This window comes from Hyphomicrobium zavarzinii ATCC 27496 (assembly GCF_000383415.1).
Lineage (GTDB): Bacteria > Pseudomonadota > Alphaproteobacteria > Rhizobiales > Hyphomicrobiaceae > Hyphomicrobium_C > Hyphomicrobium_C zavarzinii.
Window position 1 is genome coordinate 388039 of record NZ_KB911259.1, and the last position, 24845, is coordinate 412883.

27 protein-coding genes are annotated in these 24845 nt (G+C 63.9%); 12 read left to right on the plus strand and 15 right to left on the minus strand.

Going from position 1 to position 24845, the window contains the following annotated elements; all coding sequences use genetic code 11:
• Positions 1 to 2: 2 nt before the first annotated feature.
• Positions 3 to 392 (minus strand): DUF930 domain-containing protein, encoded by a 390-nt coding sequence (locus F812_RS0116220; protein ID WP_020087040.1) that lies wholly within the window; start codon positions 390 to 392, stop codon positions 3 to 5.
• Between the two features lie 128 nt (positions 393 to 520).
• Positions 521 to 727 (minus strand): hypothetical protein, encoded by a 207-nt coding sequence (locus F812_RS0116225; RefSeq protein ID WP_020087041.1) that lies wholly within the window; start codon positions 725 to 727, stop codon positions 521 to 523.
• A gap of 114 nt (positions 728 to 841) precedes the next feature.
• Here F812_RS0116225 and F812_RS0116230 point away from each other — a divergent pair, with 114 nt between their 5' ends.
• Positions 842 to 2365: an MFS transporter gene (locus tag F812_RS0116230; RefSeq protein WP_020087042.1), complete on the plus strand. Its 1524-nt coding sequence runs from the start codon at positions 842 to 844 to the stop codon at positions 2363 to 2365.
• A 15-nt stretch (positions 2366 to 2380) separates the two neighbouring features.
• Here F812_RS0116230 and F812_RS25630 read toward each other — a convergent pair whose 3' ends face one another.
• Positions 2381 to 3481: an SH3 domain-containing protein gene (locus tag F812_RS25630; RefSeq protein ID WP_198011214.1), complete on the minus strand. Its 1101-nt coding sequence runs from the start codon at positions 3479 to 3481 to the stop codon at positions 2381 to 2383.
• Between the two features lie 441 nt (positions 3482 to 3922).
• Between F812_RS25630 and mog the strand changes: the two genes are divergently transcribed.
• Positions 3923 to 4450 (plus strand): molybdopterin adenylyltransferase, encoded by a 528-nt coding sequence (mog, locus tag F812_RS0116240; protein ID WP_020087044.1) that lies wholly within the window; start codon positions 3923 to 3925, stop codon positions 4448 to 4450.
• An 11-nt stretch (positions 4451 to 4461) separates the two neighbouring features.
• Here mog and F812_RS0116245 read toward each other — a convergent pair whose 3' ends face one another.
• Positions 4462 to 5058, minus strand: coding sequence for a UbiX family flavin prenyltransferase (locus F812_RS0116245; protein WP_020087045.1), 597 nt, complete (start codon positions 5056 to 5058; stop codon positions 4462 to 4464).
• The gene (locus F812_RS0116250; RefSeq protein WP_020087046.1) at positions 5055 to 6590 is read right to left on the minus strand and encodes a UbiD family decarboxylase; all 1536 of its coding nucleotides are present in this window, start codon (positions 6588 to 6590) and stop codon (positions 5055 to 5057) included. The genes F812_RS0116245 and F812_RS0116250 overlap by 4 nt, the downstream gene beginning before the upstream one ends.
• 182 nt (positions 6591 to 6772) lie before the next feature.
• On the opposite strand from F812_RS0116250, the gene ubiT reads away from it, so the two are divergent.
• The 4 genes from ubiT to F812_RS0116270 are packed head-to-tail and all read left to right on the plus strand — an operon-like array spanning position 6773 to position 10193.
• On the plus strand, positions 6773 to 7267 hold the full coding sequence (ubiT, locus tag F812_RS0116255) for a ubiquinone anaerobic biosynthesis accessory factor UbiT (RefSeq protein WP_156827464.1): 495 nt from the start codon (positions 6773 to 6775) through the stop codon (positions 7265 to 7267).
• 20 nt (positions 7268 to 7287) lie between these two features.
• Positions 7288 to 8265 carry a ubiquinone anaerobic biosynthesis protein UbiU gene (gene ubiU, locus F812_RS0116260; protein ID WP_026868196.1) on the plus strand — a complete coding sequence of 326 codons (978 nt, stop codon included), beginning with the start codon at positions 7288 to 7290 and terminating at the stop codon, positions 8263 to 8265.
• Positions 8266 to 8286: 21 nt separating this feature from the next.
• Positions 8287 to 9186, plus strand: coding sequence for a ubiquinone anaerobic biosynthesis protein UbiV (ubiV, locus tag F812_RS0116265; protein ID WP_020087049.1), 900 nt, complete (start codon positions 8287 to 8289; stop codon positions 9184 to 9186).
• 14 nt (positions 9187 to 9200) lie between these two features.
• Entirely contained in the window at positions 9201 to 10193 is a 993-nt protein-coding gene (locus tag F812_RS0116270) for an FAD-dependent oxidoreductase (RefSeq protein WP_020087050.1), read from the plus strand.
• 29 nt (positions 10194 to 10222) lie between these two features.
• Here the strand turns inward: F812_RS0116270 and F812_RS0116275 are convergent, their stop codons facing one another.
• The 10 genes from F812_RS0116275 to F812_RS0116320 form a co-directional block, all read right to left on the minus strand.
• Positions 10223 to 11014: a dihydroorotate dehydrogenase gene (locus F812_RS0116275; protein WP_020087051.1), complete on the minus strand. Its 792-nt coding sequence runs from the start codon at positions 11012 to 11014 to the stop codon at positions 10223 to 10225.
• Entirely contained in the window at positions 11014 to 12081 is a 1068-nt protein-coding gene (gene serC, locus F812_RS0116280; protein WP_020087052.1) for a 3-phosphoserine/phosphohydroxythreonine transaminase, read from the minus strand. The genes F812_RS0116275 and serC overlap by 1 nt, the downstream gene beginning before the upstream one ends.
• A gap of 12 nt (positions 12082 to 12093) precedes the next feature.
• On the minus strand, positions 12094 to 12600 hold the full coding sequence (locus tag F812_RS0116285) for a membrane protein (protein ID WP_020087053.1): 507 nt from the start codon (positions 12598 to 12600) through the stop codon (positions 12094 to 12096).
• 46 nt (positions 12601 to 12646) lie between these two features.
• The gene (gene pqqE / locus F812_RS0116290) at positions 12647 to 13795 is read right to left on the minus strand and encodes a pyrroloquinoline quinone biosynthesis protein PqqE (protein ID WP_026868197.1); all 1149 of its coding nucleotides are present in this window, start codon (positions 13793 to 13795) and stop codon (positions 12647 to 12649) included.
• A complete protein-coding gene (gene pqqD / locus F812_RS0116295) occupies positions 13764 to 14051 on the minus strand; it encodes a pyrroloquinoline quinone biosynthesis peptide chaperone PqqD (protein WP_020087055.1) in 288 nt (95 codons plus the stop codon). The genes pqqE and pqqD overlap by 32 nt, the downstream gene beginning before the upstream one ends.
• 47 nt (positions 14052 to 14098) lie before the next feature.
• Positions 14099 to 14215, minus strand: coding sequence for a pyrroloquinoline quinone precursor peptide PqqA (gene pqqA, locus F812_RS26140; RefSeq protein ID WP_020087056.1), 117 nt, complete (start codon positions 14213 to 14215; stop codon positions 14099 to 14101).
• A gap of 174 nt (positions 14216 to 14389) precedes the next feature.
• Positions 14390 to 15082, minus strand: coding sequence for a Crp/Fnr family transcriptional regulator (locus tag F812_RS0116305; RefSeq protein ID WP_020087057.1), 693 nt, complete (start codon positions 15080 to 15082; stop codon positions 14390 to 14392).
• A 198-nt stretch (positions 15083 to 15280) separates the two neighbouring features.
• Positions 15281 to 15535: an acyl carrier protein gene (locus tag F812_RS0116310; RefSeq protein ID WP_020087058.1), complete on the minus strand. Its 255-nt coding sequence runs from the start codon at positions 15533 to 15535 to the stop codon at positions 15281 to 15283.
• Positions 15536 to 17776, minus strand: a complete 2241-nt coding sequence (locus F812_RS0116315) for an HAD-IIIC family phosphatase (RefSeq protein WP_020087059.1) — start codon at positions 17774 to 17776, stop codon at positions 15536 to 15538.
• Between the two features lie 12 nt (positions 17777 to 17788).
• Positions 17789 to 19003 carry an SDR family oxidoreductase gene (locus F812_RS0116320; protein WP_020087060.1) on the minus strand — a complete coding sequence of 405 codons (1215 nt, stop codon included), beginning with the start codon at positions 19001 to 19003 and terminating at the stop codon, positions 17789 to 17791.
• 203 nt (positions 19004 to 19206) lie between these two features.
• Here F812_RS0116320 and F812_RS0116325 point away from each other — a divergent pair, with 203 nt between their 5' ends.
• From F812_RS0116325 to F812_RS0116350, 6 genes are all read left to right on the plus strand, one after another.
• Positions 19207 to 19488 carry an acyl carrier protein gene (locus F812_RS0116325; RefSeq protein ID WP_020087061.1) on the plus strand — a complete coding sequence of 94 codons (282 nt, stop codon included), beginning with the start codon at positions 19207 to 19209 and terminating at the stop codon, positions 19486 to 19488.
• A 12-nt stretch (positions 19489 to 19500) separates the two neighbouring features.
• Positions 19501 to 19971, plus strand: coding sequence for a 3-hydroxyacyl-ACP dehydratase FabZ family protein (locus F812_RS0116330; protein ID WP_026868200.1), 471 nt, complete (start codon positions 19501 to 19503; stop codon positions 19969 to 19971).
• Positions 19971 to 21185 carry a beta-ketoacyl-ACP synthase gene (locus F812_RS0116335; protein ID WP_020087063.1) on the plus strand — a complete coding sequence of 405 codons (1215 nt, stop codon included), beginning with the start codon at positions 19971 to 19973 and terminating at the stop codon, positions 21183 to 21185. Before F812_RS0116330 ends, F812_RS0116335 begins: the two co-directional genes overlap by 1 nt.
• Positions 21186 to 21212: 27 nt before the next feature.
• Complete coding sequence (locus tag F812_RS0116340; protein WP_020665386.1) at positions 21213 to 22493, plus strand: beta-ketoacyl-ACP synthase; 1281 nt, start codon at positions 21213 to 21215, stop codon at positions 22491 to 22493.
• A gap of 88 nt (positions 22494 to 22581) precedes the next feature.
• The gene (locus F812_RS0116345; RefSeq protein ID WP_026868201.1) at positions 22582 to 23607 is read left to right on the plus strand and encodes a zinc-binding dehydrogenase; all 1026 of its coding nucleotides are present in this window, start codon (positions 22582 to 22584) and stop codon (positions 23605 to 23607) included.
• A gap of 15 nt (positions 23608 to 23622) precedes the next feature.
• Positions 23623 to 24843: a beta-ketoacyl-ACP synthase gene (locus tag F812_RS0116350; protein ID WP_156827465.1), complete on the plus strand. Its 1221-nt coding sequence runs from the start codon at positions 23623 to 23625 to the stop codon at positions 24841 to 24843.
• Positions 24844 to 24845: the final 2 nt, after the last annotated feature.

The following is a 24845-nucleotide window of genomic DNA, read 5'->3' on the forward strand; positions in this document are numbered from 1 at the left end:
GATCACTTCCACAATCCCACCTCTTCCCAAGTGTCCGGCGGAATCTCCTTGCCGAGCTCGTAGGTGAACGCGATGGCCTTGAGCTGATCGCTCGAAACCGTGCAGTCGAATTTCAACTGATACCAATGCTTGTTGGAGCGGACGGCAGCTCCCTTCGCGGAGACCACGTTTCCATCGAACGCAGCGCGCTTGAAGGTGTCCGGCATCAACCGGTCGGCCTGCGACAGACGCTTGTCGCGACGCACCGTATCGAGTCCCTTCACAACACAAACCTGGTGAGCACGCTCTTCCGGATCGAGCTTCATCAGCGATTTCTCGAGCGACCCTGCGCGAGCTGCCTCGCATGTGCCAAACGCCGCGACGACCGAAAGAACGACCACGAACTGCCGCAAAATACTCCCCCTCACCCCAACGCGAAGCCAGAGCCCAAGGAGCAAGCAAATGTGTCATCATTGCGTAACAGTTTGTTACGACGCCAACATCTGGTTCGAGCACGGAGGGTGGAGCACAACGCCAAGTGTCACCGACGTGGGATCCGATCTTCCAAGCTTTCCCTGAATCCACCGTCTTCTGCTTGATGTTCGAAGGAGCCTCTGTCCCCCCGGCGCTCGTCCGCCTCCTCGAGAGTGGCGAGCTTATCGATCATCCGCCAGGGCATAGGACGCTGCACGATGGCATCGTAATAGCGGCGCAGCTCCCCGCCCAAATGTTTGAGCATCTCCGTCATGGGCCTAGAACTTGTGGGAGAGGAGGAGGTTCCATGCGTCAGGGTACACTTTTCCCTGCTCGCACCGTGGGTCCCCTGTCTATATCTCTAGAGTAGACGGGGAAGGACTCACACATGACGGACGCGACAGGATCGAGCTGGCAGCGGCTCGGCCAAAAGCTGGAAACGGCGCTCCTAAATCCCATTCGTGCGTTCCGTCCGCGCTACCTGCCGCTGCTGATGGTTTACTTCGCTTACGGCGCCCTCGGCATCGTCACCATCGCCGAAAGCTTCTGGATCAAGTCTGCACTGACACTTTCCGCGTCTGAGCTGGCGGCACTCAGCGTGTGGCTCACGCTGCCTTGGACCATCAAGATGGTGTTCGGAGAGCTCGTCGACGCAGTGCCCGTGTTCGGCTCCCAGCGCCGCGCCTACGTGCTGATCGGCGGCGCCCTCGTGGCTCTCGGCCTTCTCACGCTTGCAGGGGCCGCGGGCGGCTGGCTGACCTTCGCCACGCCGCCTGATCTCTACCGCATCGGATCGTTCCTGAGCGTGGTCGGCGTGGTGTTGCAGGACGTGACTGCCGACGCAATGAGCACCGAAGTCGTAGATCGCGAGAACCCGGACGGAACACCGCGCGCCCCGAAAGACATCAACCGCGATCTCGGCATGGTGCAGGTGCTGGGGCGTCTTTCGCTCTCGCTCGGCATGGTGGCGGTGGCAGGTCTCGCGGGCTTCCTGGCGAGCGTCTTTTCCTATGAGACCGTCTTCCTCTGTGGCCTCGTCATTCCGCTGATCTCCATATCGGGCGCGCTCCTGATCGACATCAACACCGCCGAGACCCGGCCTGTAGACTGGCGCATCCTGGGCGGCGGCATCGCCTTCGGTAGCGCCGTCTTCGTGCTCGCCATCACCGGCGTTCCCTACAGCCAGGAGGTGGTGTTCCTCGTGTCGATGGCCGTGGTGTCCGCCATGCTCTGGCGCGTCGTCAGCGATCTCGATCCCGAAACCAAGGAGAAGATCTTCTACGCCGCCCTCATCATCTTCGTGTTCCGCGCGACGCCGCTCGTCGGACAGGGCTACACCTGGTTCACCATCGACGTGCTCGGCTTCGACGAGGCATTTCAGGGAACGCTGAACCAGATCGGCGCGCTGCTGGCTCTTCTCGGCACCTGGGTGTTCTCGGACGCCATCACCGGCCGGCCCATTCCCGTCGTGCTCTTCTGGCTTACCATCGCCGCGACGGTGCTGACGCTGCCGAGCCTCGCGCTGACGCTCGGCATCAGCCAATGGACGGAAGCGACGTTCGGTTTCGGCGCGCGCACCATCGCCATCATCGACACCGCCGCATCATCGCCGTTCCTGCAATTGAGCATGATCCCATTGCTCACGCTCTGCGCCATCTACGCGCCGGAAAAGCGCCGCGCCACGTGGTTCGCTCTGATGGGCTCTCTCATGAACCTCGCCCTAGTCGCCGGCGCCCTGCAGACGAAGTACCTCAACACGATCTTTGTCGTCGATCGCGGCTCCTACGAAAACCTTCCCTTGATCCTCGGCACGGTGATGGCGATCGGCCTGATCGCGCCGCTGACGGCGATCCTGCTGTTCGGATATCACTTGAACGGAGGGAACGGGCGACCTCCTGTGCGGCAGGACTGACCGCAGGCGCGGGCGTCAGCGCTGGTTCGAGCCGTAGAGAGGACTGGATGATCCGACACGCGTCCCGTCCTCGGCGAGATAGAAGCTGTTCACCCAGCCCTTGATCTCGCCGTAGCGGATCGGACACCAGTCTGCCTGGCACTGCCCGGTGATCTCGACGCGCCGCCCCGTGGCGGGAATGCCCGCGATCGAAGCATGGGTTTCCGAGGGTCCTCGCCGCACGTTGAGAACGTCGCCCCGGCTGACACCCCGCACCTTGTAGAGGGACGGCGTGATCACGGACGTCATCGCCACTTGCTGGCTCTTGCCTGCGCGCCCCTGGGCTTTCTCCTTGTCAGGAGCCGCACGCGTCTGAGCCGCTCGATCGGAGGAGGCGCCAGCATCACCGGCCGGCGGAAGATGAGCGACGACGACAGGCTTCTTCACGGGCTTGGCGTGCGGCGTCGCGGCCTTCTTGGCCGGAGGGGCGCTCGCGCTCTTGTAGTCCTCTTTGACGGTAACAGCCGGTGCCGAGGCATCAGGCGGTCCGGAGGCGACAGGCGCCGGCGACGTCGCTCCGTGACCACGGTCCGCATCGAGGAAGCCTGCTCCACCAATTCGCATCGCGGGAGCTTCGACGCGGCGCTCCGGCGGCGCTGCAGTCACGCTTGCGACCACGGCCGGTTTCACCTCGGCAGGCGCCTGCGAGGGAACGGTCTCGCGCGCTTGCTCAACTTTCTTGACAGGCGGAGTAGCAACAGGCGCCGGGTCTGCATTCGCGACTACGGCCGGGGCCGAGACGGGATTCTCCGGCGTTCCCCGCTCGACGAGCGTTGCCGTCCCTGTCTCGCCGTCATCGATCTTGCGCCAATAGATGCGCGAGCCTTCCTGCGTGATCGTGAGGCAGCGCACCTGCGCATCGAACCAGCGGAACCATTTGGTGCAGAGCTTGTCCGCGTCCACCCACCAGCGACCGCGATCCTTGCGCGAGCCGAGAATGGGCGCGAGCGCGCCTGCTTCCGCAGCGACGAGACCGTCGCTTCCGAAACGGATGGGAAGTGTCGTGCCGAGCGGGGTATCGATCTCGACCAGAGAGCCGGACACGGCCTCTTTCAGCGCGTCGTTTGCAAGAGGCACGGGCTCCGCGAGTGCGCCCGTCGCCGCCGACAAAACACTTATGACGATGAACGGCCTGAGCAAGAAACGACCCTAACGCTACAGTACCCGACGGATGAGCCCTCTTCCTCCTACACGAGTGTGGCAGGAACAGGGTTGTCTCCCAGTCTTACGGCCTCCGAAAAACAAAGCGTGCCAAAGCTGTGCGACGTAAAGCTCGCTGAGCGCTCCTCGGCAGACCACCCTAATCATTAGGGGGGCGAGTGTTACCGTGAGGTAAAGAACCCCCTCCACAGGCCACCCAGCCGCTCCCCTCCGAAATACTGTTTCTGAGCACATAAAGGTCTGGCTGCACGCCCGGAAACGCCAACGACGAGATACGATTGACCCCGGTCTAGTGGCCCGGCTTTCCTGCATGATAGTCGCCTCCGAACGCGGTCTTCGAGAAGGCGGAGTGAGCACATGACGGCCAAGATAGGAGTGGTGACGGTGTCGGACCGCGCCAGCGCGGGCACCTACGAGGACAAGGGCGGCCCTGCCATCGTCGAGGTGCTGCGTGAGATCCTCCTCTCGCCTTGGCAACCCGTCATGCGGCTGGTTCCGGACGAGCGCACACGCGTCGAAAGCGCCCTTATCGAGCTGGCGGACCGGGAGCAGTGTGGCGCCATCTTCACCACCGGCGGCACGGGACCTTCCGCCCGTGACATCACGCCCGAGGCGACCGAGACCGTCTGCGAAAAAATATTGCCCGGTTTTGGAGAGCTGATGCGCGAGCGGAGCCTGGCGCAGGTGCCAACCGCGATCCTCTCGCGCCAGACAGCCGGCATCCGCGGCAGGACGCTGATCGTGAACCTGCCTGGCCGCCCCGCTTCAATCCGGCTCTGCATGATGGCCGTGTTCCCCGCCATCCCCTATTGCATCGATCTGATCGGCGGGCCGCGCCTGGAGACTGACCCCGAGAAATGCCGGGCCTTCAGGCCGCCGTCCTGAAGCGAGCGGCGTCAGCCCGGATAGGCCGGCTGCTCGCCCCCCGTCCACGGCATGGCCAAAGGCGCCATGTCGAGCCCCAGCAGATCGATGGCGCGACGGGCGATATGGTCGATGATCTCCTCTATCGTCGTCGGGCCGTGATAGAAGGCCGGAACCGGCGGCAGGATGATCCCCCCATACTCCGTAACGGAAGCCATCGCGCGAAGGTGGCCGAGATGCAGGGGGCTCTCCCGCGCAATGAGCACCAGACGGCGCCGCTCCTTCAAATGAACGTCCGCCGCACGCGTCAGCAGATTGTCGGAAATTCCCGATGCGATCGCGGACAGCGTCCGCATCGAGCACGGCGCAACCACCATGCCCGCGCTGCTGAAGGAGCCGCTGGCAATGGAGGCGCCGATGTCCCGAATATTGTGGCGCAACGTCGCCATCCGCTCGAGCCGCCCCAGCGCATCGCGCCCCGCTTCCTGCAAAAGCGTCCGCTTCGCCGCATCCGACACGACGAGATGCAGCTCGACATCCGGAACCGCGGACAGAAGCTCCCCGATGCGGATTGCGATCTTAGCCCCCGATGCGCCACTGACCCCGAGCACCACGCGTGCAAGCTTCATGAGTGTCCTCCGATAGATGAGCGGGCTCCTTCGCCGGTTACATCGAGCCCCAACCGCTTCCACATGGCGTCTACGCGCGCGGCAACGGCGGAATCCATGGCGAGCACGCGCCCCCACTCCCGATCCGTCTCGGCTCCGATCTTGGTCGTGGCGTCGATGCCGAGCTTGCCCCCGAGCCCCGAGACGGGCGATGCGAAATCCAGATAGTCGATCGGCGTCCGCTCCGTGATCATGAGATCCCGCGAGGCATCCATCCGCGTCGAGATTGCCCAGGAAATGTCGCGCCAATTGTGCACGTCGATATCCTCGTCCACCACGACGATCACCTTGGTGTAGGAGAACTGCGGCAACAGGCTCCACAGCGCCATCATCACCCGGCGGGCCTGCCCGGCGTAGCGCTTACGGATCGAAACGATCGCCATGCGGTAGGAGCAGGCATCGGGCGGCAGCCAGCAATCCACCACCTCGGGCACCTGCCGGCGAAGGATGGGAATGAAGAGCTCGTTCAGCACCTCGCCGATGACGGACGGCTCGTCCGGCGGCCGCCCGGTGAACGTGGAAAGGTAGATCGGATCGGCCCGCGTCGTGATGGCCGTGACGCGGAGAACGGGAAACTCCTCGATCGCGTTGTAATACCCCGTATGATCGCCGAACGGCCCTTCGGGCGCAGTCTCGTGCGCGGAGACAAAGCCCTCGATCACGATCTCCGCATCCGCAGGCACCGCGAGAGGAACGCTCACGCACCGCGCGAGCCGGGGCCTTTCTCCGCGCAGAAGGCCAGAGAACCGCAACTCGGAAATCGTCTCCGGCAAGGGCAGCACCGCCGAGAGAATGGTGGCCGGATCGGCACCGACGACGACCGCGATCGGCATCTCACGCCCCTCGTCGCTCCACAAACGATGATGCGCGGCCCCGCCCCGATGCGCGAGCCATCGCACGATGGCTCTGTCGGGCCCGAGTACCTGCATGCGGTAGACGCCCATGTTATAGCGCGAAAGCGAGTCATCGCCCGGAGGGCGCGTGATCACGAGAGGCCAGGTGATGAGCGGAGCCGGCTCCCCCGGCCAGCACGTCTGCACCGGAAATCTGTCGAGCGCGATATCCTGCCCCTTCTGCACCCGGGATTGCACGGGCGCGCGTCGCACGAAGGAGGGCATCATGCTCATGGCTGCCTTGAGCATTGGCAGGCGATCCAGCGCATCGCGATAGCCATCGACCGGCTCGGGCTCACGCAACGCGCTCAACAAGCTGCCGAAAGCCCGAACACGCGACGGCTCGATGCCGAGCCCCCAGGCCACACGCTCGCCCGTCCCGAAGAGATTGGCGAGCACAGGCACATCCGAAGCAGAGCCATCCGCAAGGAGAGGGCGCTCGAACAACAGCGCCGGCCCACCCTGCTGCAAGACGCGACGGTGTATCTCCGTCATGTCGTGCACCAGCGAGACCGGCTCGGTGACGCGCTTCAACGCGCCCTTTCCGTCGAGATAGCCGAGAAAGTCGCGCAGAGTGCGGAAACAGGCGAGATCGCGCATAGAAATGGGCACTCCAGGCTCCGTCGCACGCACTAAACACTGCCTCCCACCGTCAAGTTTGATCTGAGTTAAGTCACGACTCCTCGCCTCCTCTAAAAGGCTCCACGGGAGGCGACATGCAGGAGCAGGCACCGCAGCAGGTTTTACGCTTACCGGGTTTCGTTGCATGGGCGATGCGCCCCTTGCCTCTGTTGCCCCTGGAGATAGCCCTCGGCCGTCTCGTCAAAGGAATAGTCGCGCGTCACCCCGAGCTGGTCGGCAGGTTGAACGGAAGCGAGTGGCGTTGTGTAGCTGTCGATCCGAACGACCTGCCGTTCGTCATCCTGCTCGATATGCGCGAGGGAAGTCTGACCTTGAGGCTGGCCCGCACGCTCGACAGCGAGACGGCCCACGCGCGCATCTCCGGTCCCCTGATCGCACTGGTCGGCCTCGTCGACGGCGTCTACGACGGTGATGCTCTGTTCTTCTCGCGCGATCTCGTCATCGAAGGCGACATTGAAACGGTTCTGGCCCTGCGCAACGCAATCGACGATGCGGACATCGGCCTCCTGCGCGAGACTGCAGCCCTCCTTGAACCCTATGCCGCGCCCTTCGATCGCGTGGGGCGAAGTGCCATCGCCGTCGTCCGTCGCACTCTCGGCCTTGGCGGCGCGGAGCATCGAGGAAACGCATCGTGAAGACAGAAACCCGACGCCCGCTGGAGCTGGTATGCCCGGCAGGCACGCCATCCGCGTTGAGAGCTGCCATCGAAGCCGGTGCCGATGCGGTCTATTGCGGGTTCCGCGATGAAACCAACGCGCGCAACTTTCCGGGCCTGAACTTCAGCCGCGAGGAAATGAAATCCTCCATCGGATACGCTCACAGCCACGGCGCCAAGGTGCTGATCGCCGTGAACACCTTCGCGCGAGCGGGCGACCTCACGCCTTGGCTTAGCGCCATCGACGATGCGGCAACCCTCGGCGCCGACGCGGTCATTCTCGCGGACATGGGCCTCATGAGCTACGCCGCGAAGAACCACCCTGGCCTCCGCCTGCACGTCTCCGTGCAGGCCGCAGCCGCGAGCTCGGATTCCATCAACTTCTACGTCGAAGCCTTCGGCGTGAAACGCGTGGTTCTGCCGCGCGTTCTCAGCGTTCCCGAAATCGCGGCGGTGACGCGCAACGCGTCCTGCGAGACGGAGACGTTCGCGTTCGGCGGGCTCTGCGTCATGACCGAAGGACGCTGCTCGCTCTCCTCGTATGCCACCGGGCAATCCCCGAACATGAACGGGGTATGCTCCCCCGCGAGCCACGTGAGCTATCGCCAGGAAGACGGCGTCATGGTCGCACGCCTGGGAGACTTCACTATCAACCGCTCGTCTGCGGACCAGCCCGTAGGCTACCCCACGCTCTGCAAAGGCCGCTTCAAGACCGGCGTCGGCGAAGGACACATCTTCGAGGAGCCGGTGAGCCTCGATGTGCGGCAGCTTTTGCCTGCGCTTCAGAATGCGGGCGTAACCGCCATCAAGATCGAAGGGCGCCAACGCAGCCGCGCCTACATCAAGGCCGTCGTCCACGCTTTCCGCGAAGCGCTCGATGCCCTGGCAGACAAGAGAAGCGTACCGATCAGCTCGCTCGCCCCGATCACGGAAGGACAAAGCGTGACCGGTGGCGCCTACGTGAAGACCTGGCGATAACCAGAAAGAGGACGCTCGCGCATGTCTCGCACGACACTCACGCTAGGCCCCCTTCTCTACAATTGGCCGGCCGCAGACTGGCGGGATTTCTACGCGCGCATCGCCGACGAGGCACCTGTCGACACCGTCTGCATCGGCGAGGTCGTCTGCTCCAAGCGCCAGCCCTTCTACGCCGACGTGATCCCCGAAACCATCGAGCGGCTGGAGCGCGCCGGAAAGACGGTGATCCTGAGCACCCTGGCGCTTCCGACGCTTGACCGCGAGCTTAAATATTGCGGCTCGCTGGCGCGCGAAGCCTCGCAGATGATCGAGGTCAACGATATCTCGACGATCCCCGCGCTCGCGAAACGGCCACACGCGATCGGGCCGTTGATCAACGTCTACAACGAGGCAGCCGCCGCCTTTCTCATCGCAGGCGGAGCGGCGCGCATCGCTCTGCCGCCGGAGTTGCCGCTCAAATCCATCTCCGCCATCGTCGCGGCCGCCCGGAACGCGGTCATTGAAGTCTGGGCGTTCGGGCGCATTCCCCTCGCAATCTCCGCGCGCTGCTATCATGCCCGCCTGCACGGAAGAACCAAAGACTCCTGCCAGTTCGTCTGCGAGCAGGACCTGGACGGCCTCGATGTCGAAACGCTCGACGGAGAGAGATTCCTTGCCGTCAACGGCGTGCAGACGCTGTCCTACTCCTACTGCAATCTGATCTTCGAGGCGCGCCAGCTCGAGAGCCTCGGCGTCTCAGCCCTGCGTCTCTCCCCCCATACCTGCGATATGGTCGCCGTCTCACAGATTTTCCGCGACGTGCTCGACGGCATTCGCGAACCTTCGCACGCCATGCGGGCGATGCGCACCATCTGCTCCGACGCCGCCTTCTCCAACGGCTTCGTGCACGGAACAAACGGCGCGCTCTATGTTCTCGAGTGAACCTGGGATCTGACATGAAGCCCTCCGTCATCACCATCGTCGGCGCGGGAATCACGGGGCTGTGGCAGGCCTACACGCTCGCTTACCGCGGATATGCCGTTCATCTCGTCGACAAGGCCAAGAACCCGCTGATCGATGCCGCCAGCTCCTTTGCGGGAGCCATGCTCGCCCCCTTTTGCGAGCGGGAAGCCGCTCCTCCCATCGTCCAGGATCTGGGGCTGCGTTCCCTCGACATCTGGCGCTCGACGTTTTCCGGGATCGTCAGCAACGGCACGCTCGTCGTCGCCCATCCCGAGGATCGAAACGAGCTGATCAGGTTCTCCCGCCTCACCGAGGGCTACCGGGCCGTCAACTCGAGCGACCTCGCCAAGCTCGAGCCCGATCTGCAAGGCCGGTTCCGCGAAGGACTGTTCTACGCCGAGGAAGCGCACGTCGAGCCCGCGTCCGCCGCCGCCTTTCTGCTGAATGCCATACGCCGCCTCGGCGGCAAGATCACCTTCGATCACACGTGGTCCCTTGGAGAAGCCGACTACGTGATCGACTGCAGGGGCATGAGTGCGAGGGATGACGTCACGTCCCTGCGGGGCGTGAAAGGCGAACGGATCGTCGTCCAGACGCAGGATATCGCGCTGAAGCGGCCGGTGCGGCTCTTGCATCCGCGCTTTCCCCTCTACGTCGTGCCGTGGGACAGAGGCACCTACATGATCGGCGCGACCGTGATCGAAAGCGAGGACGACGGCCCCGTCACGCTCCATTCCGCCGTCGATCTTCTGGCAGCCGCCTATGCGCTTCACCCGGCGTTCGGAGGCTCGCGCATTCTCGCCATCAATGCGGGCGTCAGGCCGGCCTTCCCCGACAACGTGCCGAGGATCGTCCTGCGCGGCCGGCACGTTCTGGTGAACGGCCTCTACCGGCACGGCTTTCTTCTTGCGCCCGCCCTTGCGGAGCTCGTCGCCGACTACCTGGCCGGAGGATCGGCGGTCAGCCCGCTCTTCGTCGAGGAGTAAGGGCAAGACGCCGCGCCGCCCCCCTTGCCTCATCCGTGGGCCCTAAGCTCCTTCAAAATGCGCCGGACGCGCGCCGCGCCGCTGTTCGCGAACGCGCCATGAACCTGAACGAGCGACGCGCCTGCCGCAAGCCGCGCCACCACGTCCTCCGTCGTCCGGACACCGCCCACTGATATGACCGAAATCCCATCGAGATAAGACGAGATCGCACCAATCCGCTCGACGCAATCCGACACCAGCACCACGCCATCGATGCCACCCACACGCGCCGCCATCACCGCGGCCGGAAAACGCGTGTCACGGACCCCAGCCTCAATCTTGAGAAGCAGCGGAACGCGATGCCCCTCCACTGCGGAGAGCACGTCGCGCGCGATGCTCAAGCGCTTCACCAGCTTGTCGACGCCCGCGGTGTTGCCATCCCGGCGCAGCGTCGGCGCGGTCAGGTTCGCGACGACGTAGTCGCTGAACCGTGAAACCTGCTTCAGCATCGCCACGTAATCTTCGATGACCCGATCGTCCAATCCAGGGCGCGCGCTGCCGATGTTGACACCGACGCGCATCAACGAGGACGTGCGCTTCAAAGCACCCGAAAATCCTGTCGCAGGCGTGATCGTCCCGATCTCCACATGCCCGAACCCATGCGGTCGCAAGGAGGAGATCAGCTCGCCTGTGCGATCGAAGCCCGCAGCCAGGCCGAGCGGATTGGGGAAAGCGAGCCCCAGCGCGGTGACGCCTCGTTGCCCGAGCGGCCGAATGGGGCTTGTTCCCGCAGTCCGCTCCCCGTAGCGAAACGGACTTCTCTCCCGCACACCTTGCGTCATCACCCTCTCCGGCGTTTGAAATCGGACATGAAGCTCACCAGCGCATCCACCGCGCACTCCGGCACGGCGTTGTAGAGGGAGGCCCGAATCCCCCCGACTTGCGGATGCCCCTGAAGATGAAAAAGCCCGCGCGCACGCGCCTCCTCGACGAACAGCACGTCGAGCGCGGAATCAGGCAGGCGAAAACACACGCTGATCGGCGACCGGGAACCCGGCGACGCCACGCACCGGTAGAAGTCTCCATCGAGCGCGGCGTAGAGCTTGGCGCTCTTCTGTCCGTTCCGCTCCGCCATGGCATCTAGCCCGCCGCACCCGCGCAGCCACCCAAGCATCCGGCAAGCCACCAGCACGGAGAACGTCGGCGGCGTGTTGACCTTGGATTTGGCTTCCGCCTGCCGCGCGTAGCTGAAAGGCGCGGGAATGCCAGAGCGGCCACGTCCCAGCAGATCCTCCCTCACAATCACGATCGTGAGGCCGGCCGCGCCAAGGTTCTTCTGCGCGCTCGCATAGATGAGACCGAACCGCTCGACGGGGATCGGCCGGGTCAGAAAGTCCGCCGTCATGTCCGCGACCAGCGGCACATCCGAGATCTCGGGATAGCACTGGAACTGGAGCCCTTCGGCGGTCTCGTTGCTGGTGTAGTGGCAATAGGCGGCATCCGGAGAGGTATCCCAGGAGCAGGGCACCGGCAGCTCTCCCCCGCTTCCGACCGCCGCCACGCGCACATCGCACCAGGCCGCTGCTTCCTTGATGGCACGCTTCGACCAGTGCCCCGTCTGCACGTAATCGCAGTGAGACGCGCTCCCGAGCAGGTTCATCGGCAGAAGCGCGAACTGTGCCGAAGCCCCCCCTTGCAGAAACAGAACCCTGTACGCCTCCGGAAGATTGAGAAGAGCCCTCAATTCGTGCTCGGTGAGCGCCAGGATGTCAGCGAAGTCCTTGCCCGTGAACGGCAGCTCGAGCGCGGAGAAGCCGCTGTGCTTCCACTCGGCAACGTCATCACTGAGCGCCGCCAGAACGTCTTGAGGCAACGGAGCGTGACTGGAGGCGAAGCTGTAGACCGTCACGCCCCTTCCCCCTCAACCGAAGGATAGCCCGCCATGCGCCCCGGCGAGCATCAGAAGCAGCGTGACCGACGACAGCACCGTGTTGGTGCGCGACGACAGGAACGTGATGCGCGCGCACCGAAGGCGCTCCTCGGTCGGTGCCGGAATGAAGCCCAGAACCTTCTTCTGGTGCGGCCAGAGAACGAACCAGAGGTTCAAGACCATGGCGAACCCGATCCAGGCCCCGAGGCCGATCACCGCCGAAGGCCCGGAGAGCGTCAGCGCATCCACGAGATCGCCGCGCCGCCACAGCATGTAAAGACCAGTCGCCAGCACCACGAGGGAGGCATGGCGGAAGATGCCGTGCTCGCGCTTCGAAGCACCGATGAATACCGCGCGCACCGCCTCCGGCGGATCTGCCGGAAGCACGCGCCGGAACACCGGGTTGTTCACCACGTTCACCCAGTTGTGCCCAATCCAGATGATGACGCCCGCCACATGCAGCAAGCGGGCTGCGAGATCGATCGACCCAAGTTCCATTCTTTTTTCCGATTGACCACCCGCCCCGAAGGCGCGCGTCTCCGCCTCAACGGTCCGCGAACACCTTGCGCTTCAGAAGCCCCCTGGCCCGCATGATCAGAGGCTTCTTGCTGGCCGGGCCGCGCTCCTCGGCCGTGCTGAGCAAAGCGTCGATGATGTGACGGTCCGGCGACTTCGCGCAGACGGGATCCGTATTGGATGCATCTCCCGTAAGCAGGAATGCCTGGCACCGGCAGCCGCCGAAATCCTTCTCGCGCTCGCTGCAGCTCCGGCACGGCTCCTTCATCCACCCGTCACCGCGAAACTGGTTGAAGCCCGGCGAATCCCGCCAGATCCAATCCAGCCCGTGCTCGCGCACGTTCGGGAACTTGATGCCCTTGATGAGGCGGGCTTCCTGGCAGGGCAGCGCCGTGCCATCCGGCGCGATCGTGAGATGGATGGAGCCCCAGCCGTTCATGCACGCTTTGGGGCGCTTGTCGTGATAGTCCGGCACCACGAAATAAATCGTGAGCTTCTTGCCGAGACGCTCTCGCGCCGCATTCACCTGAGCTTCGGAGCGGGCAAGCTGCTCGCGCGTCGGCAGCAGCTCCGCACGGTTGAGCAGCGCCCAATTGTAGTATTGCAGGTTCGCAAACTCGAGATACTCCACACCGAGATCGGCCGCGAGCTCGATGAATGCTTCCGTCTGCTCGATGTTGTAGCGGCTCACCGGCACGTTCATCACCATGGGGAACCCCTCGGCTTTGATCGTGCGGGCGATCTCGATCTTGTGCTCGAACACGTCGAGCCCGACGAGCTTCTCGCTGAGCTCCCGGTCGGTCGCCTGGATGCTGAGCTGGATCTGCTTGAGGCCGGCCTTCTTGAGAGCCTTTAGCCGTTCGATGGAAAGCCCCACGCCCGAGGTGATCAGGTTGGTGTAATAGCCGAGCCGGTCCGCCTCCTCGACCAGCTCCTCGAGATCACGCCGCAGCATGGGCTCGCCGCCGGTGAACCCGAGCTGCAAGGCGCCCATCTTCCGCCCCTCACGCAGAACGTCCTTCCACTCCTCAGTGGTCAGCTCCTTGCGGTACTGGTCGAAATCGACCGGATTGCTGCACCACGGACATTTGAGCGGACATTTGTACGTAAGCTCGAGGACGAGCCAAAGGGGCATGCCGAGGCCGTCAAGACTTAAGCCGGATCCAGCCTTTGGCATGAGCCACCTCCAAGAACTTCAAGACTTCTGCGCTGAGATTGCGCTTCTGATAGCGGCGAGCGAGCTCCGCCGTTCCCGCCGCGATGGACGGGGCTCCGGTACAGGCCTCGAGGATCGCAGCCGCCGTTGTGTTGAGCTTCACGATGCCCTCGGGGTAGAGGAGCACATGCGCTTGCTGCGGCTCTTCCCATCGGAAGTGATAGTTGGGATTTAGCTCGACCACGTCCTCGGGTCTGAGCCGCCTTTCGACGTCCATGTGCTCCTCTCCACCTTCACAGGGACCACGCCAGTCCCTGCTCCCCGTCAGCGAACGTAGACGTAGGCGGTGACCTCGAAGCCGAGGCGCACGTCGCAGTAAGCAGGCGCAACCCACGTCGTGGTGACGTTTCCACCGAACACGGCGGGATCGATATACTTCATCGGCTTTCCTCCTTGTTATCGTAACGAGAGGGGCCGTTTCAGCCCCGCGCGCACTATCCGCGCGAGGCGCCTGCGATATTTTGACTTTCGTTAAACCCGAACAGGCCGAAGCCCCGCGAACGCGGAGACTCACGCGCTTGTGATGGTGGCGACAGTTAAGGAAGGATGGAAATCCTAGGCGTCGTCTTCGTCCGCGTACTCGACGAATCCGAGAAGGCCCGCGACGTCGGCGATGCACACCGTACCGCGCTCGACGGTGACGCCATATGAGCGCAACTGCGCGAGCGCACGCGAGAAGCTCTCGGGCTTCATGCCGAGGCGGTTCGCAAGCAGACCCTTCTCGAACGGAAGCTCGATCACGGCGGGACCCTTGCGAACCTGCGTCATCCGCACCAGAAAGTCCGCGATCCGCTGCGGCGCAGATCTGACCTTGATCTGCTCGATCTGCTCGACCAGGGATTTGAGCTGATAGGAAGCAGACGCGAGCATCGCCATTGCCAGAGCCGGACGCTCCTCGATGCGCGAGCGGAAAGCGGCTCCGTCGACCCTCAGGATACGCGCGGCGGAAACCGTCTCAGCACTCGCCGGATAGCGTCCGCCGAGAAAGATCGCAGCCTCGGCGAGCGTCTCACCGCGCTTGAAGACGTGAAGAACCACCTCGAGCCCATCGGGCGTCGTCCGATAGATCTTAACCCAGCCGTCGAGCACGATGAAAAAGGCGGACGCCGGCTCACCCTGAAGGAAAAGCGTGATCCCCTTCTCGTGGCAGCGGGGAGTGGTATTTCCCACAAGCGCCTGCGCCGTCTGCGATGCCATCGCACCGAAAAGCGGGGTGGACTTGATGATGTCCCAATCGGCTGCGTCCATATTCGGCGAGCCCGGCCTTCTGATTGTCCTGATACTCCCTCATGCGCGATCACAGGGGATTCGCAGTTGATTCAGGACAAATACAGTCAGGTCTTATTGCCACAGCGACGTGGGTCAGCGGAAAACGCAGCAATTTACAGCGCCGCCTTTGCATCAAAAATCCGTGAAAGCGGATGCGAGAAAGCAGCCGGCGCGCGCTCACACGCCATGCCGCTGAAGAATATTCTCGATGTCGCCCGCACTGCGGATCTCCATCATCTCATCCATGGAAAGACGAATTGAGAACGTGGTTTCGAGCGCGCGGATCAGCGCGATGTGCTGCAGCGAATCCCAACGCTCCACATCGTCCGGCGAGGTCTCTCGCGCCACCGGCCCCGCATACTGAAAAACGTCCGAAAAGATCGATGCGATCTCCGGATACGACAGCTCTTCTCTGATCGGGCACGTATCCATTCAGGTCTCCCAGCTCACGGTCACGAATTTCGATGCCGGCAATTTCTTCTTGCCGATCGTAAGGCTCCAAGCGGTAGCGCCCTCGTCGTCGGAGCGCGACGCCGTGAAGCCGGCATTCTCGTAAAAATCCCGCACCATTGCGTTCTTGGCGGTCGGGATGTAGTCGCCGCGCACCTGGGTCACGCCACGCTGGCGCAACTCCCGCAGCAACTCCCCGAGAAAGGCGCGCTCGACCTCACGGCCGATCACGCGGCAGCTCATCAACAGCGTGTGAATGACGGCTTCGCGTTCGTGAATGATGACGGTCGCGACGATGACGATGCCGTGGTCTCCGAACCTGTCGGAGACCTTTCCGAGCACCACGATCCCGCGGCCCTCGTCTCCTGCAATCCCGGCGATCTCCGATTCCGTGAGGCGTCTCGTCGTGAGATTGAACTGATTGGTTCTCTGGTGCATCTGAGCGATCCGCACCAAGGTGTCCCGCCCGACGAAACTCAGAACGAGCCGTTGCTCCAATCCTCTGAGATAATCCTCGAGGCTAGACGCCTCGGCCTTTGCCGCTTCGGCTTTGCGCCCCACCTCGTAGAGATCCGCTCGCGCCTCATCTTCCGCGGTGAGGCGCACCGGCCAGGTGGCCACGAGCCGGCGTAGCCACAGCGGCCGCTCAGCCGGATCCAGCGGCATTTCCGGAACGAGAACCTCCGGACAGAGCCGCCGCATGGCCTCGCGCTCGTGCGGGCTGTCGTCGAGAAAAAGGAAACTGTCGAGCCCGAGATTGAGCTCGCGCGCAATTTTGCGGATGTTGTCCGGCTTCGGCTCCCAGTTGACGGCCACGGAGGCGAAATCTTCCGCCTTGAGCGCCATGCCGAGATGCCGCCCGAACACGGACATCGCATCAGGATTGTTCTTGCTGAGGCCGACGAGCAGGAGCCCCTGCCCCTTGAGCCTCAGACACTCCTGCTGAAGGCCGAGGAAGGCATTGCCCGGAAAATCGTCTCCACAGGCAAGCCGCTCGAGACCGTCGTCTCCGTAGACACCGCCCCACAGCGTGTTGTCGAAATCGACAGCCACCACCTTCGCGGGGCCGCGCTTGAGAAGCTTCCAGGCATCCGCGAACGCAAAGGCCAGAAGCCGCGTCGCCTCCGACGAATAGGGAAGGCGGCCGTAATACCAGAGCTTGGGATCGACCTGATCGCGTGCGGGAAGCGTTGAGAGAGCGTGGTCTGCGTCGATCACAACGATCCGGCTCGATGCCGCAGCCGCGTCGAGTATCCGCCTGTTGATGGTATCGACTGCGTTCCGCACACCGGCCGCATGATGACGGTCGAGAAAACCGATCCCCGGTGCTGCCGGCACGGGAATTGTACTGATCAGCAGCGGAACGCCCGCGCGTGACGAGAACACGTCGAGCGCGCTGCCAAGCATATCCGCACGCTCGGTGAGCACCGCCAGAAGCTCACCTGCCGGCTGCCGCCAGTTGCGCTGAAGGATCCCGTCGAGATCGAGAAGAAGAACGAGTGCGTCGACACCTTCGGGCGGCGCGATAAGATCGGTCAATGCGCTTCCAAAATCACCCTCTCTGACGTCCGCACGCCATCCTTGCGCGGCAAAAGCGGGCGTTAGCATCTCAGCGAACGAATGAATGGTCGAAAAGCCAGACACGCGCATCCGCGCGGCAGGCAGACGAGCAACATGCTTGCCGAACAGCTCTGCCGCGGGCTTCAGCGCGTTGGGCACGCGATGAAGTTGCGAAAGCGCGAGGTGAAGCGCTTCGCTGTCCCAGCTCAGCGCAACGAGCCTCCGGATGATCGCGACGACAAGCTCGGGATCTAGGTCGGCATCGAGCGCGAGCGTGCCGAGCGCCGCAGAAATCGCATCCCGCTCATGAAGCTCGCCGCTCGCGCAGTTTAGCCGATTGAGCACCGCGTGTGCGCCGCGAAGCGACCGCGCGAGATCTTCGCTGATAGTGTGCCCGGCGACCAGCAGGCTCTTGGCCAGCCAGCCAGGAACTGCCATGCGGGCCTGCGCCAGAGATCCGAGAAGCAGGCCGACATTGTGCGGGCTGACGAGCGACCAATCGATGGACGGCAGAATGACGCGCTGGCGCACGCATTCCGGCGCGGCGTCGATAGCCGCCTCGATGATCTCATCGATCTTCTTGTCCGGCGCAAGCCGCACGCCCGGGCTTTTGACCGGTGGATTCTTACGGGGATTTCCGCGCTCCAGAGACACCGATGACATTCCCTTCTCTCCTCAGAGCATGTGCTCCCCGCCCGTCACGAGCAGGTTCTCTCCGGTGATGAAAGCAGCATAGGGTGAAGCGAGCATCAGAACGGCGCCGGCAACATCCTCCGGCGTCGCAAGCCGGCGCAGCGGCGTCCGCGAGATGGTCATCTCCCGCATCCGCTCCGGAACGTTCGCCACGAGATCGGTATCCACCATCGACGGCGAGACGAGATTGACCCTCACGCCATCCGGCCCCAGCTCCTGCGCCAGGTTCTTGCTCATCGCGTGCAAGGCCGCCTTGGCACCCACGTAGGGCATCCAGTTGTGCGCGGTACGCCCGAGCGCCGCCGAGGACAGAATGTTGATGACGACCCCGCGGCGCGCCTTCAACGCCGGCAACGCGGCCTGAGTGACGCGGAAGGTGCTGCCCACGATATCGTCGTGGGTCTTCGCCACCGCCGCCCATTCGAGGCGCGAGAACGGCGCTGACTGAATTTTCGGACCCGCGTTGTTGACCAGAATATCGAGCGCACCCTCGGCGCGGATTGCGTCCAGCATCCGCGTCACGTCGTCGCCTCGGCTCACGTCAGCTTGAACCGGACGGCACCATCCACCTGCTTCAGAGATCTCCCGCGCGAGCCCTTCGGCAGCCGTCTGGCTCTTGTGATAGTTGATCCACACACGCGCGCCATGTTGCGCAAGCAGCCGCGCCACCGCGCGCCCGATTCCGCGCGACGCTCCCGTCACGAGAGCGACACGCCCATCGAGAAGACGCGCCCCGTCTTGAACCGGCTCTACGGCCCGCTTCTCCTGCTCCGCGAGGCGAAGCACCTTCACCGTTGCCGTTCCGCGCATCACACAATCGTTGTCGGCCCGCGAAATCGCCGTCGCGAGTGTGACGAGACGCGTTTCCGTATCGATCTTCTCGACCGTCGCGCGCGCCTCGACCGTATCCCCGATGAACACCGGCCGCGTGAACTCGATGCTCTGCGACACATAGAGCGCCCCACGCCCCGGAAGCTTCGTGCCGACGAGCGTGGAAAGCAGGCTTGCGTTCAGAAAGCCATGGACGACACGCTGTCCGAACTCCGTCCTTGCCGCGAACTCGTCGTCGAGGTGCAGTGCATTCGTATCCCCGGAAAGGCGCGCGAATGCGGCCACATCCTCAGCAGTAATGGTGCGGACAAGGCGTTCCGTCTGTCCGGTCCTGAGCTCGAGAAGGCGATCCGATCCACTCGTCATCGTTAAGGTTTCGCCCCGGTTCTTCTGTCTCAGGAAGCGATAGCCAACGCGATCATCAGCACGTTTGACTTGTGTTAAGCGGCCTTCCTGACGCCGCTGCTACTAGCCACGAAATCGTGCTGGCCAGATTCACATCACGGATCTCTCAGCGCCACGCGATTGATAGGTAAACTCGCGCGCATATCTGGACTGGGAGCATGCAGATGGCCTCAACTTATGAAACCGTTGCCGGCATTATCTCCTCGACCAGCGACATACCTCTGGAGCGGATCACGCCGCAGAGTCATGTCATGAAAGACCTTGAGGTCGACAGCCTCGCCTTCCTCGATATCACCTTCGAAATCGATCAGGCGTTCGGGATCAAGCTTCCCGTCGAGGACTGGATGGGTCGGGTCAACGAGGGCAAGGACAAGGGGGACGAGTACTTCATCGTCGGCAATCTCTGCTCGCAAATAGATTCCCTGCGCGCCGCGCTCGCCGAGTAAGGCGGCAGCAAAATGCGTCTTGAGAATTTCCAGATGCTCGACGAGGTCGAGACGATCGACGTCGAGCGCTTGTCCATCGTGGCCATCGCCCGCGTTCCCTACGAAAGCCCCGTCTTCGACGGACATTTCCCGGGCTATCGCATCATGCCGGGAGTTCTGCTTCTCGAGACCATGGCGCAAGCCGCGGGCTATCTGCTGATGGCTCAGAATGGCTTCGCACGCATGCCGTTCTTCGCAAGCGCAAAGACCGCGAACTTCAGATCATTCGTGCTGCCGGGATCGGTGCTCAAGGTGAAGGCGGACTGCCTTCACGCCGGGTCCGGATACGCAGTCATGACGACGAGCCTCGAATGCGAAGGCACGCGCGTGAGCGACGCCCAGCTCACCATGCGCACGATTGCATTCCCCACGCCAGCCCTGGAGCAGCACGTCCGCCGTGAGGGCCAGCGGCTGGGATTCCTGAAAAACGCGGAAGCCGGCTGATGCCCAACGTGCAAGACGACGTCTGGATCACGGGCATTGGCCTCGTCAGCTCGCTGGCCGAAGGCGCGGCGGCGCATTGGAATCGTCTCAGCAACGGGCCGCAACGCCCGGTGATCGATCCTCAGCGCTTCGCCCCCTACACCGTGCATCCGCTCGTCGACATCGACTTCTCCAAACAGATTCCAAAGACCAGCGACCAGAAGCAGATGGAGCGCTGGCAGAGAATTGGCGTCTATGCGGCCGGTCTCGCGCTGGCAGACGCCAACCTCAGCAAAGATCCAGCCCTGCTCGACCGAACGGACCTCTGTATCGCGGCTGGAAACGGAGAGCGGGATCTCGCCCTCGACAGCCGCATTCTGGCCGCCATCGGCAGCACGGGAGAGAGCGGCGCCTACCTCAACCAGGAGCTTGCCACCGGGCTTCGGCCGACGCTTTACCTGGGCCAGCTCTCCAATCTCCTCGCCGGAAACATTTCCATCATCCACAAGGCCACCGGCTCGTCCCGCACCTTCAAGGGTGAGGAGATGGCGGGTGTCTCGGCCGTGGAGGACGCGGTCAGCCGCATTCAATCCGGCCAGGGCGAGCTGTTCCTCGTCGGCGGCGCGCTCAATGCGGAACGGGACGACGCGCTCCTCGGCTGCGAGGTTGCAGGCTCGCTCTACCAGGGGCCGTATCGCTCTGTCTGGCAGCGCCGCGAGCAAGGCGGTGGATTGGTGCCCGGAAGCGTGGGCGCATTTCTGGTTCTCGAAGCAAGCAACCATGCGCGCCGCCGCGGCGCGCTTCCCTACGCGCGCATCGCAAACGTCGTATCCGACAGCACGCGGCGGCGGGCGGGCGATGCCGCAGCGGCCGGCGCCCGCCTCTTCGGCCGCCTCGGCATCACACCCGCAACGGGCGTCCTCGGCGTCCTCTCCGGCGCGAGCGGCGTGGAGCTCCCGACATCGGAAGAGCTACTCTTTCTCGCAGGACTCGAGCGGCGCGGCTTCACGCCACTGATCCGCGCGTGGGGTAGCGTGCTCGGCCATACGCTCGAAGCCCATTTCGTCGTCGGCTTGGCGCTCGCAGCCATGGCGGTCTCCCACGACACCTTCTATCCGCCGTTCGAGACATCGGAGGTCGAGCACGCCTCAGACATGCGCCCGGATCGGATCCTGGTGACGGCCTTCGGTCATTGGCGCGGCGAAGGCCTGGCACTGGTCCAATCGGCCTGGTGAGACCTGACGGAGTGAGGATCTGACGGAATGGCCAGCAGAACTCTCGATCACAAGGGCCGGCCCGTAGTGGTTGTTACGGGGCTCGGCCTCGTGACATCGCTCGGCGTTGGCGCCGAGACATGCTGGAGCAGGCTCGTTGCAGGCCATTCCGGTATCAAGCCGATCAGGCGGTTCTCTACGCAAGGCCTCAAGACCACCATCGCGGGCACTGTCGACGATCTCGATGTCGCCCCCTACTCGGCATTCGACCTCTCAACCGCAATGGCCGAGTCCGCAGCCGAAGAGGCGATCTCGCAGGCGAAGATCGGCCGCACCGCCTCTTTTCCCGGACCTCTGATCGTGGCCACGCCGCCGTCCGAGTTCGAATGGCCGCACCTGCGCGAGATCTACGACGCTCATCCCAACAACGCGCTCACCGGCTACAAACGTCTGCTCGCCAACGCGCGCCGTGAGAGATTCGGGGGCCTCGCACGCCACGTCCGCTTTTCAGCCATCGCGGATCATTTGAAGCAGCGATTCGGCACGGAAGGCGCCCCCCTCTCCGTCTGCACCGCCTGCGCATCCGGCGCCACCACCATCCAGCTCGGTCTCGAAGCCATCCGGCGCGGCGCGACGGACGCAGCCCTCTGCATCGGCACGGACGCAACCGTTCATCCCGAAGGATTGATCCGCTTCTCGCTTCTCTCAGCGCTCTCCACCGCCAACTCGGAGCCTACGAAGGCTTCAAAACCGTTCTCGAGAACACGCGACGGCTTCGTCATGGCGGAAGGCGCAGGCGCGCTCGTCCTCGAATCCTATGACGCGGCAAAGGCAAGAGGCGCGAAAATCCTCGGCGTCGTGCGCGGCTGCGGCGAGAAAGCGGATGAATTTCATCGTACCCGCTCGAAGCCGGACGGCGCCGCCATGATCGGCGCTATTCGCAAAACGCTCGCCGACGCCGGCGTGGAGCCCCACGAGATCGACTACATCAACGCTCACGGCACCAGCACACCCGAGAACGACAAGATGGAAACCCTCTCGCTGAGGGCGGTGCTGGGAGATCATCTTCTGCGCACGCCGATCAGCTCCAACAAATCCATGGTCGGGCACACGCTGATCGCGGCGGGCTCGGTGGAAGCGGTGTTCTCCATCCTCACGCTCGAGAGAGGCGTTCTACCTCCCACGCTCAACTACGACCCCGATCCCGATCTGCCGCTCGATGTGGTTCCGGAGCAAAGCCGGCAAGCCCGCGTCAGAACGGTTCTGTCGAACTCGTTCGGCTTCGGCGGACAGAACGTGTGCGTCGTGTTCTCCGGAGAGCCGGCATGACGGAACGCAAGGGCAACACCCAACCATCTCACGAAAGACGATGACCATCATGTACGGCAGCGAAGGTGTGCGGATGCGCAGCACGACAATACGGGCAGCAGAGCTTAGGGGGCAGCGGCATGTGGTGCTCAGCACCCACGACGTGCCGCCACCACCGGCCCCGGACGAGGTGACGGTGCGCATTCGCGCCGTGGCGCTCAATCACATCGACGTGTGGAGCTGGCGGGGCATGGCCTTCGCCAAGCGTGAGTTGCCGATCGTTCTCGGAGCCGAAGCGGCGGGCGAGGTGATCGCCGTCGGCGATGCCGTCGAGACCCTGTTCCGCGGCGACGTGGTCGCACTCTATGGCGCCGAGACCTGCGGACACTGCGCGGCCTGCCTCGAGGGGCGCGACAACTTCTGCGAAGCCCAGGCCAACATGTATGGCTTCCACCGCGACGGATTCCTGCAGGAGCGGGTCAACGTTCCGGCCCGCATCGCCGTCAAGGCGCCGCGTGGTCTCGACGCGACGTCCGCCGCCTGTGCGCCCATTACCTTCGGCACCGTCGAGCACATGCTGTTCGACAATGCGCAACTGAAGGCTGGAGAAACCATTCTCATCCAGGCTGGCGGAAGCGGCATCGGAACTGCGGCGATCCAGCTTGCAAAGGCCGCCGGCGCCACAGTGATCACCACCGTTGGAAGCGAGGAGAAAGCCAAGAGGGCACGCGCGCTCGGGGCCGACCATGTCATCAACTACCGCGAGGAGCGCTTCGAAGGGCGCGTGCGCAAGATCACGGGACGCCGCGGCGTGGACGTCGTGTTCGAGCACGTAGGCCCGGCCACCTGGGAAGGCAGCATCATGTCGCTCAAGCGTGGCGGACGCCTCGTCACGTGCGGATCCACCACCGGCGTCGCCGCCAGCACCAACCTTTATCTTCTGTTCCAGCAGCAGCTTCGCCTGATCGGCAGCTTCGGATGCCGCATGAGCAACATGCAGAGCGTGATGGAGAAGATGGCCAAAGGCCTCGTCACACCCACGATTGATACCGTCATCGGACTGGACGAGCTGGAAAAAGGCTTGGCGCGCCTCGAAGAGCGCAACGTATTCGGAAAAATCCTCGTCACCTTGTAGCGAGCGGAGTTGCACGTGACCCTAAAGACGAGCAGCAACGAGGTCCTGATCACCGGCGTTGGCCTTGCGAGCTCCCTCGGCGCGGATGCGGAAGCGCATCTCGCCCGGCTCTTCTCCGGCGCGCCCGTGACCCCGGCTGTGGACGAGGCGCGCTACGCGCCATACCCGGTGCACCCCTTTGCCGAGGTCGACTTCTCGCGCGAGATCCCCAAGAAGAGCGATCAGCGCCAGATGGAGCTGTGGCAGAGGATCGGTGTCTACGCAGCCGGCCTCGCGCTCTCCGATGCCGGCATTGCGCGCAATCCAGAGCTACTCGACCGAACCGACCTCGTGGTCGCCGCCGGAAGCGGCGAGCGCGACACGAAAGTGGATTGCGAGGTGCTGGAAAAGCTCGGTCCGCGAGACGACGCGGCCCTGCTGGCCAAGGAGGTCCTTCCGAGCGCGTTGAGACCGACGCTGTTTCTCGCCCAGCTCTCGAACATGCTCGCGGGAAACATTTCGATCGTCCACAACGTCACCGGCTCGTCGCGAACGTTCATGGGTGAAGAGATGGCGGGGCTCGCGGCGCTGGAAAACGCCCATCGCCGGATTGCCGCCGGCCAGGCCGGCCTCATTCTCGTCGGCGGCGCGCTGAACGCCGAGCGCGAGGATCTCCTTCTCGGATATGAGATCGGCCATAACCTGTGGCGCGGCAGCCATTGCCCTGTTTGGGACCGTGAGGACGGCGGCGGATTCGTTCCCGGCAGCATCGGCGCATTCGTAGTGCTTGAATCGAAAGCGCACGCAGACGCGCGCAAGGCAAAGCCTTACGGGCGCCTTGTTGCGGTCGAAACCGGACACGCTCAGCGCGAAAGAGGCGCGATCGTGCGAACGCTCGCAGACCTTCTCGGGCGCATGCGCGGCCTCCTGCCGGATGGCGAATTGCCAACCCTCAGCGGTGCGAGCGGCAAGCGCCCCGCGACGTGCGAGGAGCGCGTCTTCCTCACCCAGCTCGCCTCCCAGAACCTGAACCCAATCGTGCGGGCCTACGGCAGCTTGCTGGGGCACGGTGTCGAGGCGCAGTTCCCGGCCGGCATCGCACTCGCCGCCCTCGCATTGAAGAGCGGACGGCTCCCGCCTCCGGGCGGACCGGAGAGCATCGAGCAGCCTCTCTCCGCGCCTCCGCAGCGCGTGCTCGTAACAGGTGTCGGACACTGGCGCGGCGAGGGCTTGGCCCTTGTCGAAGCCGTAGCGTGAGG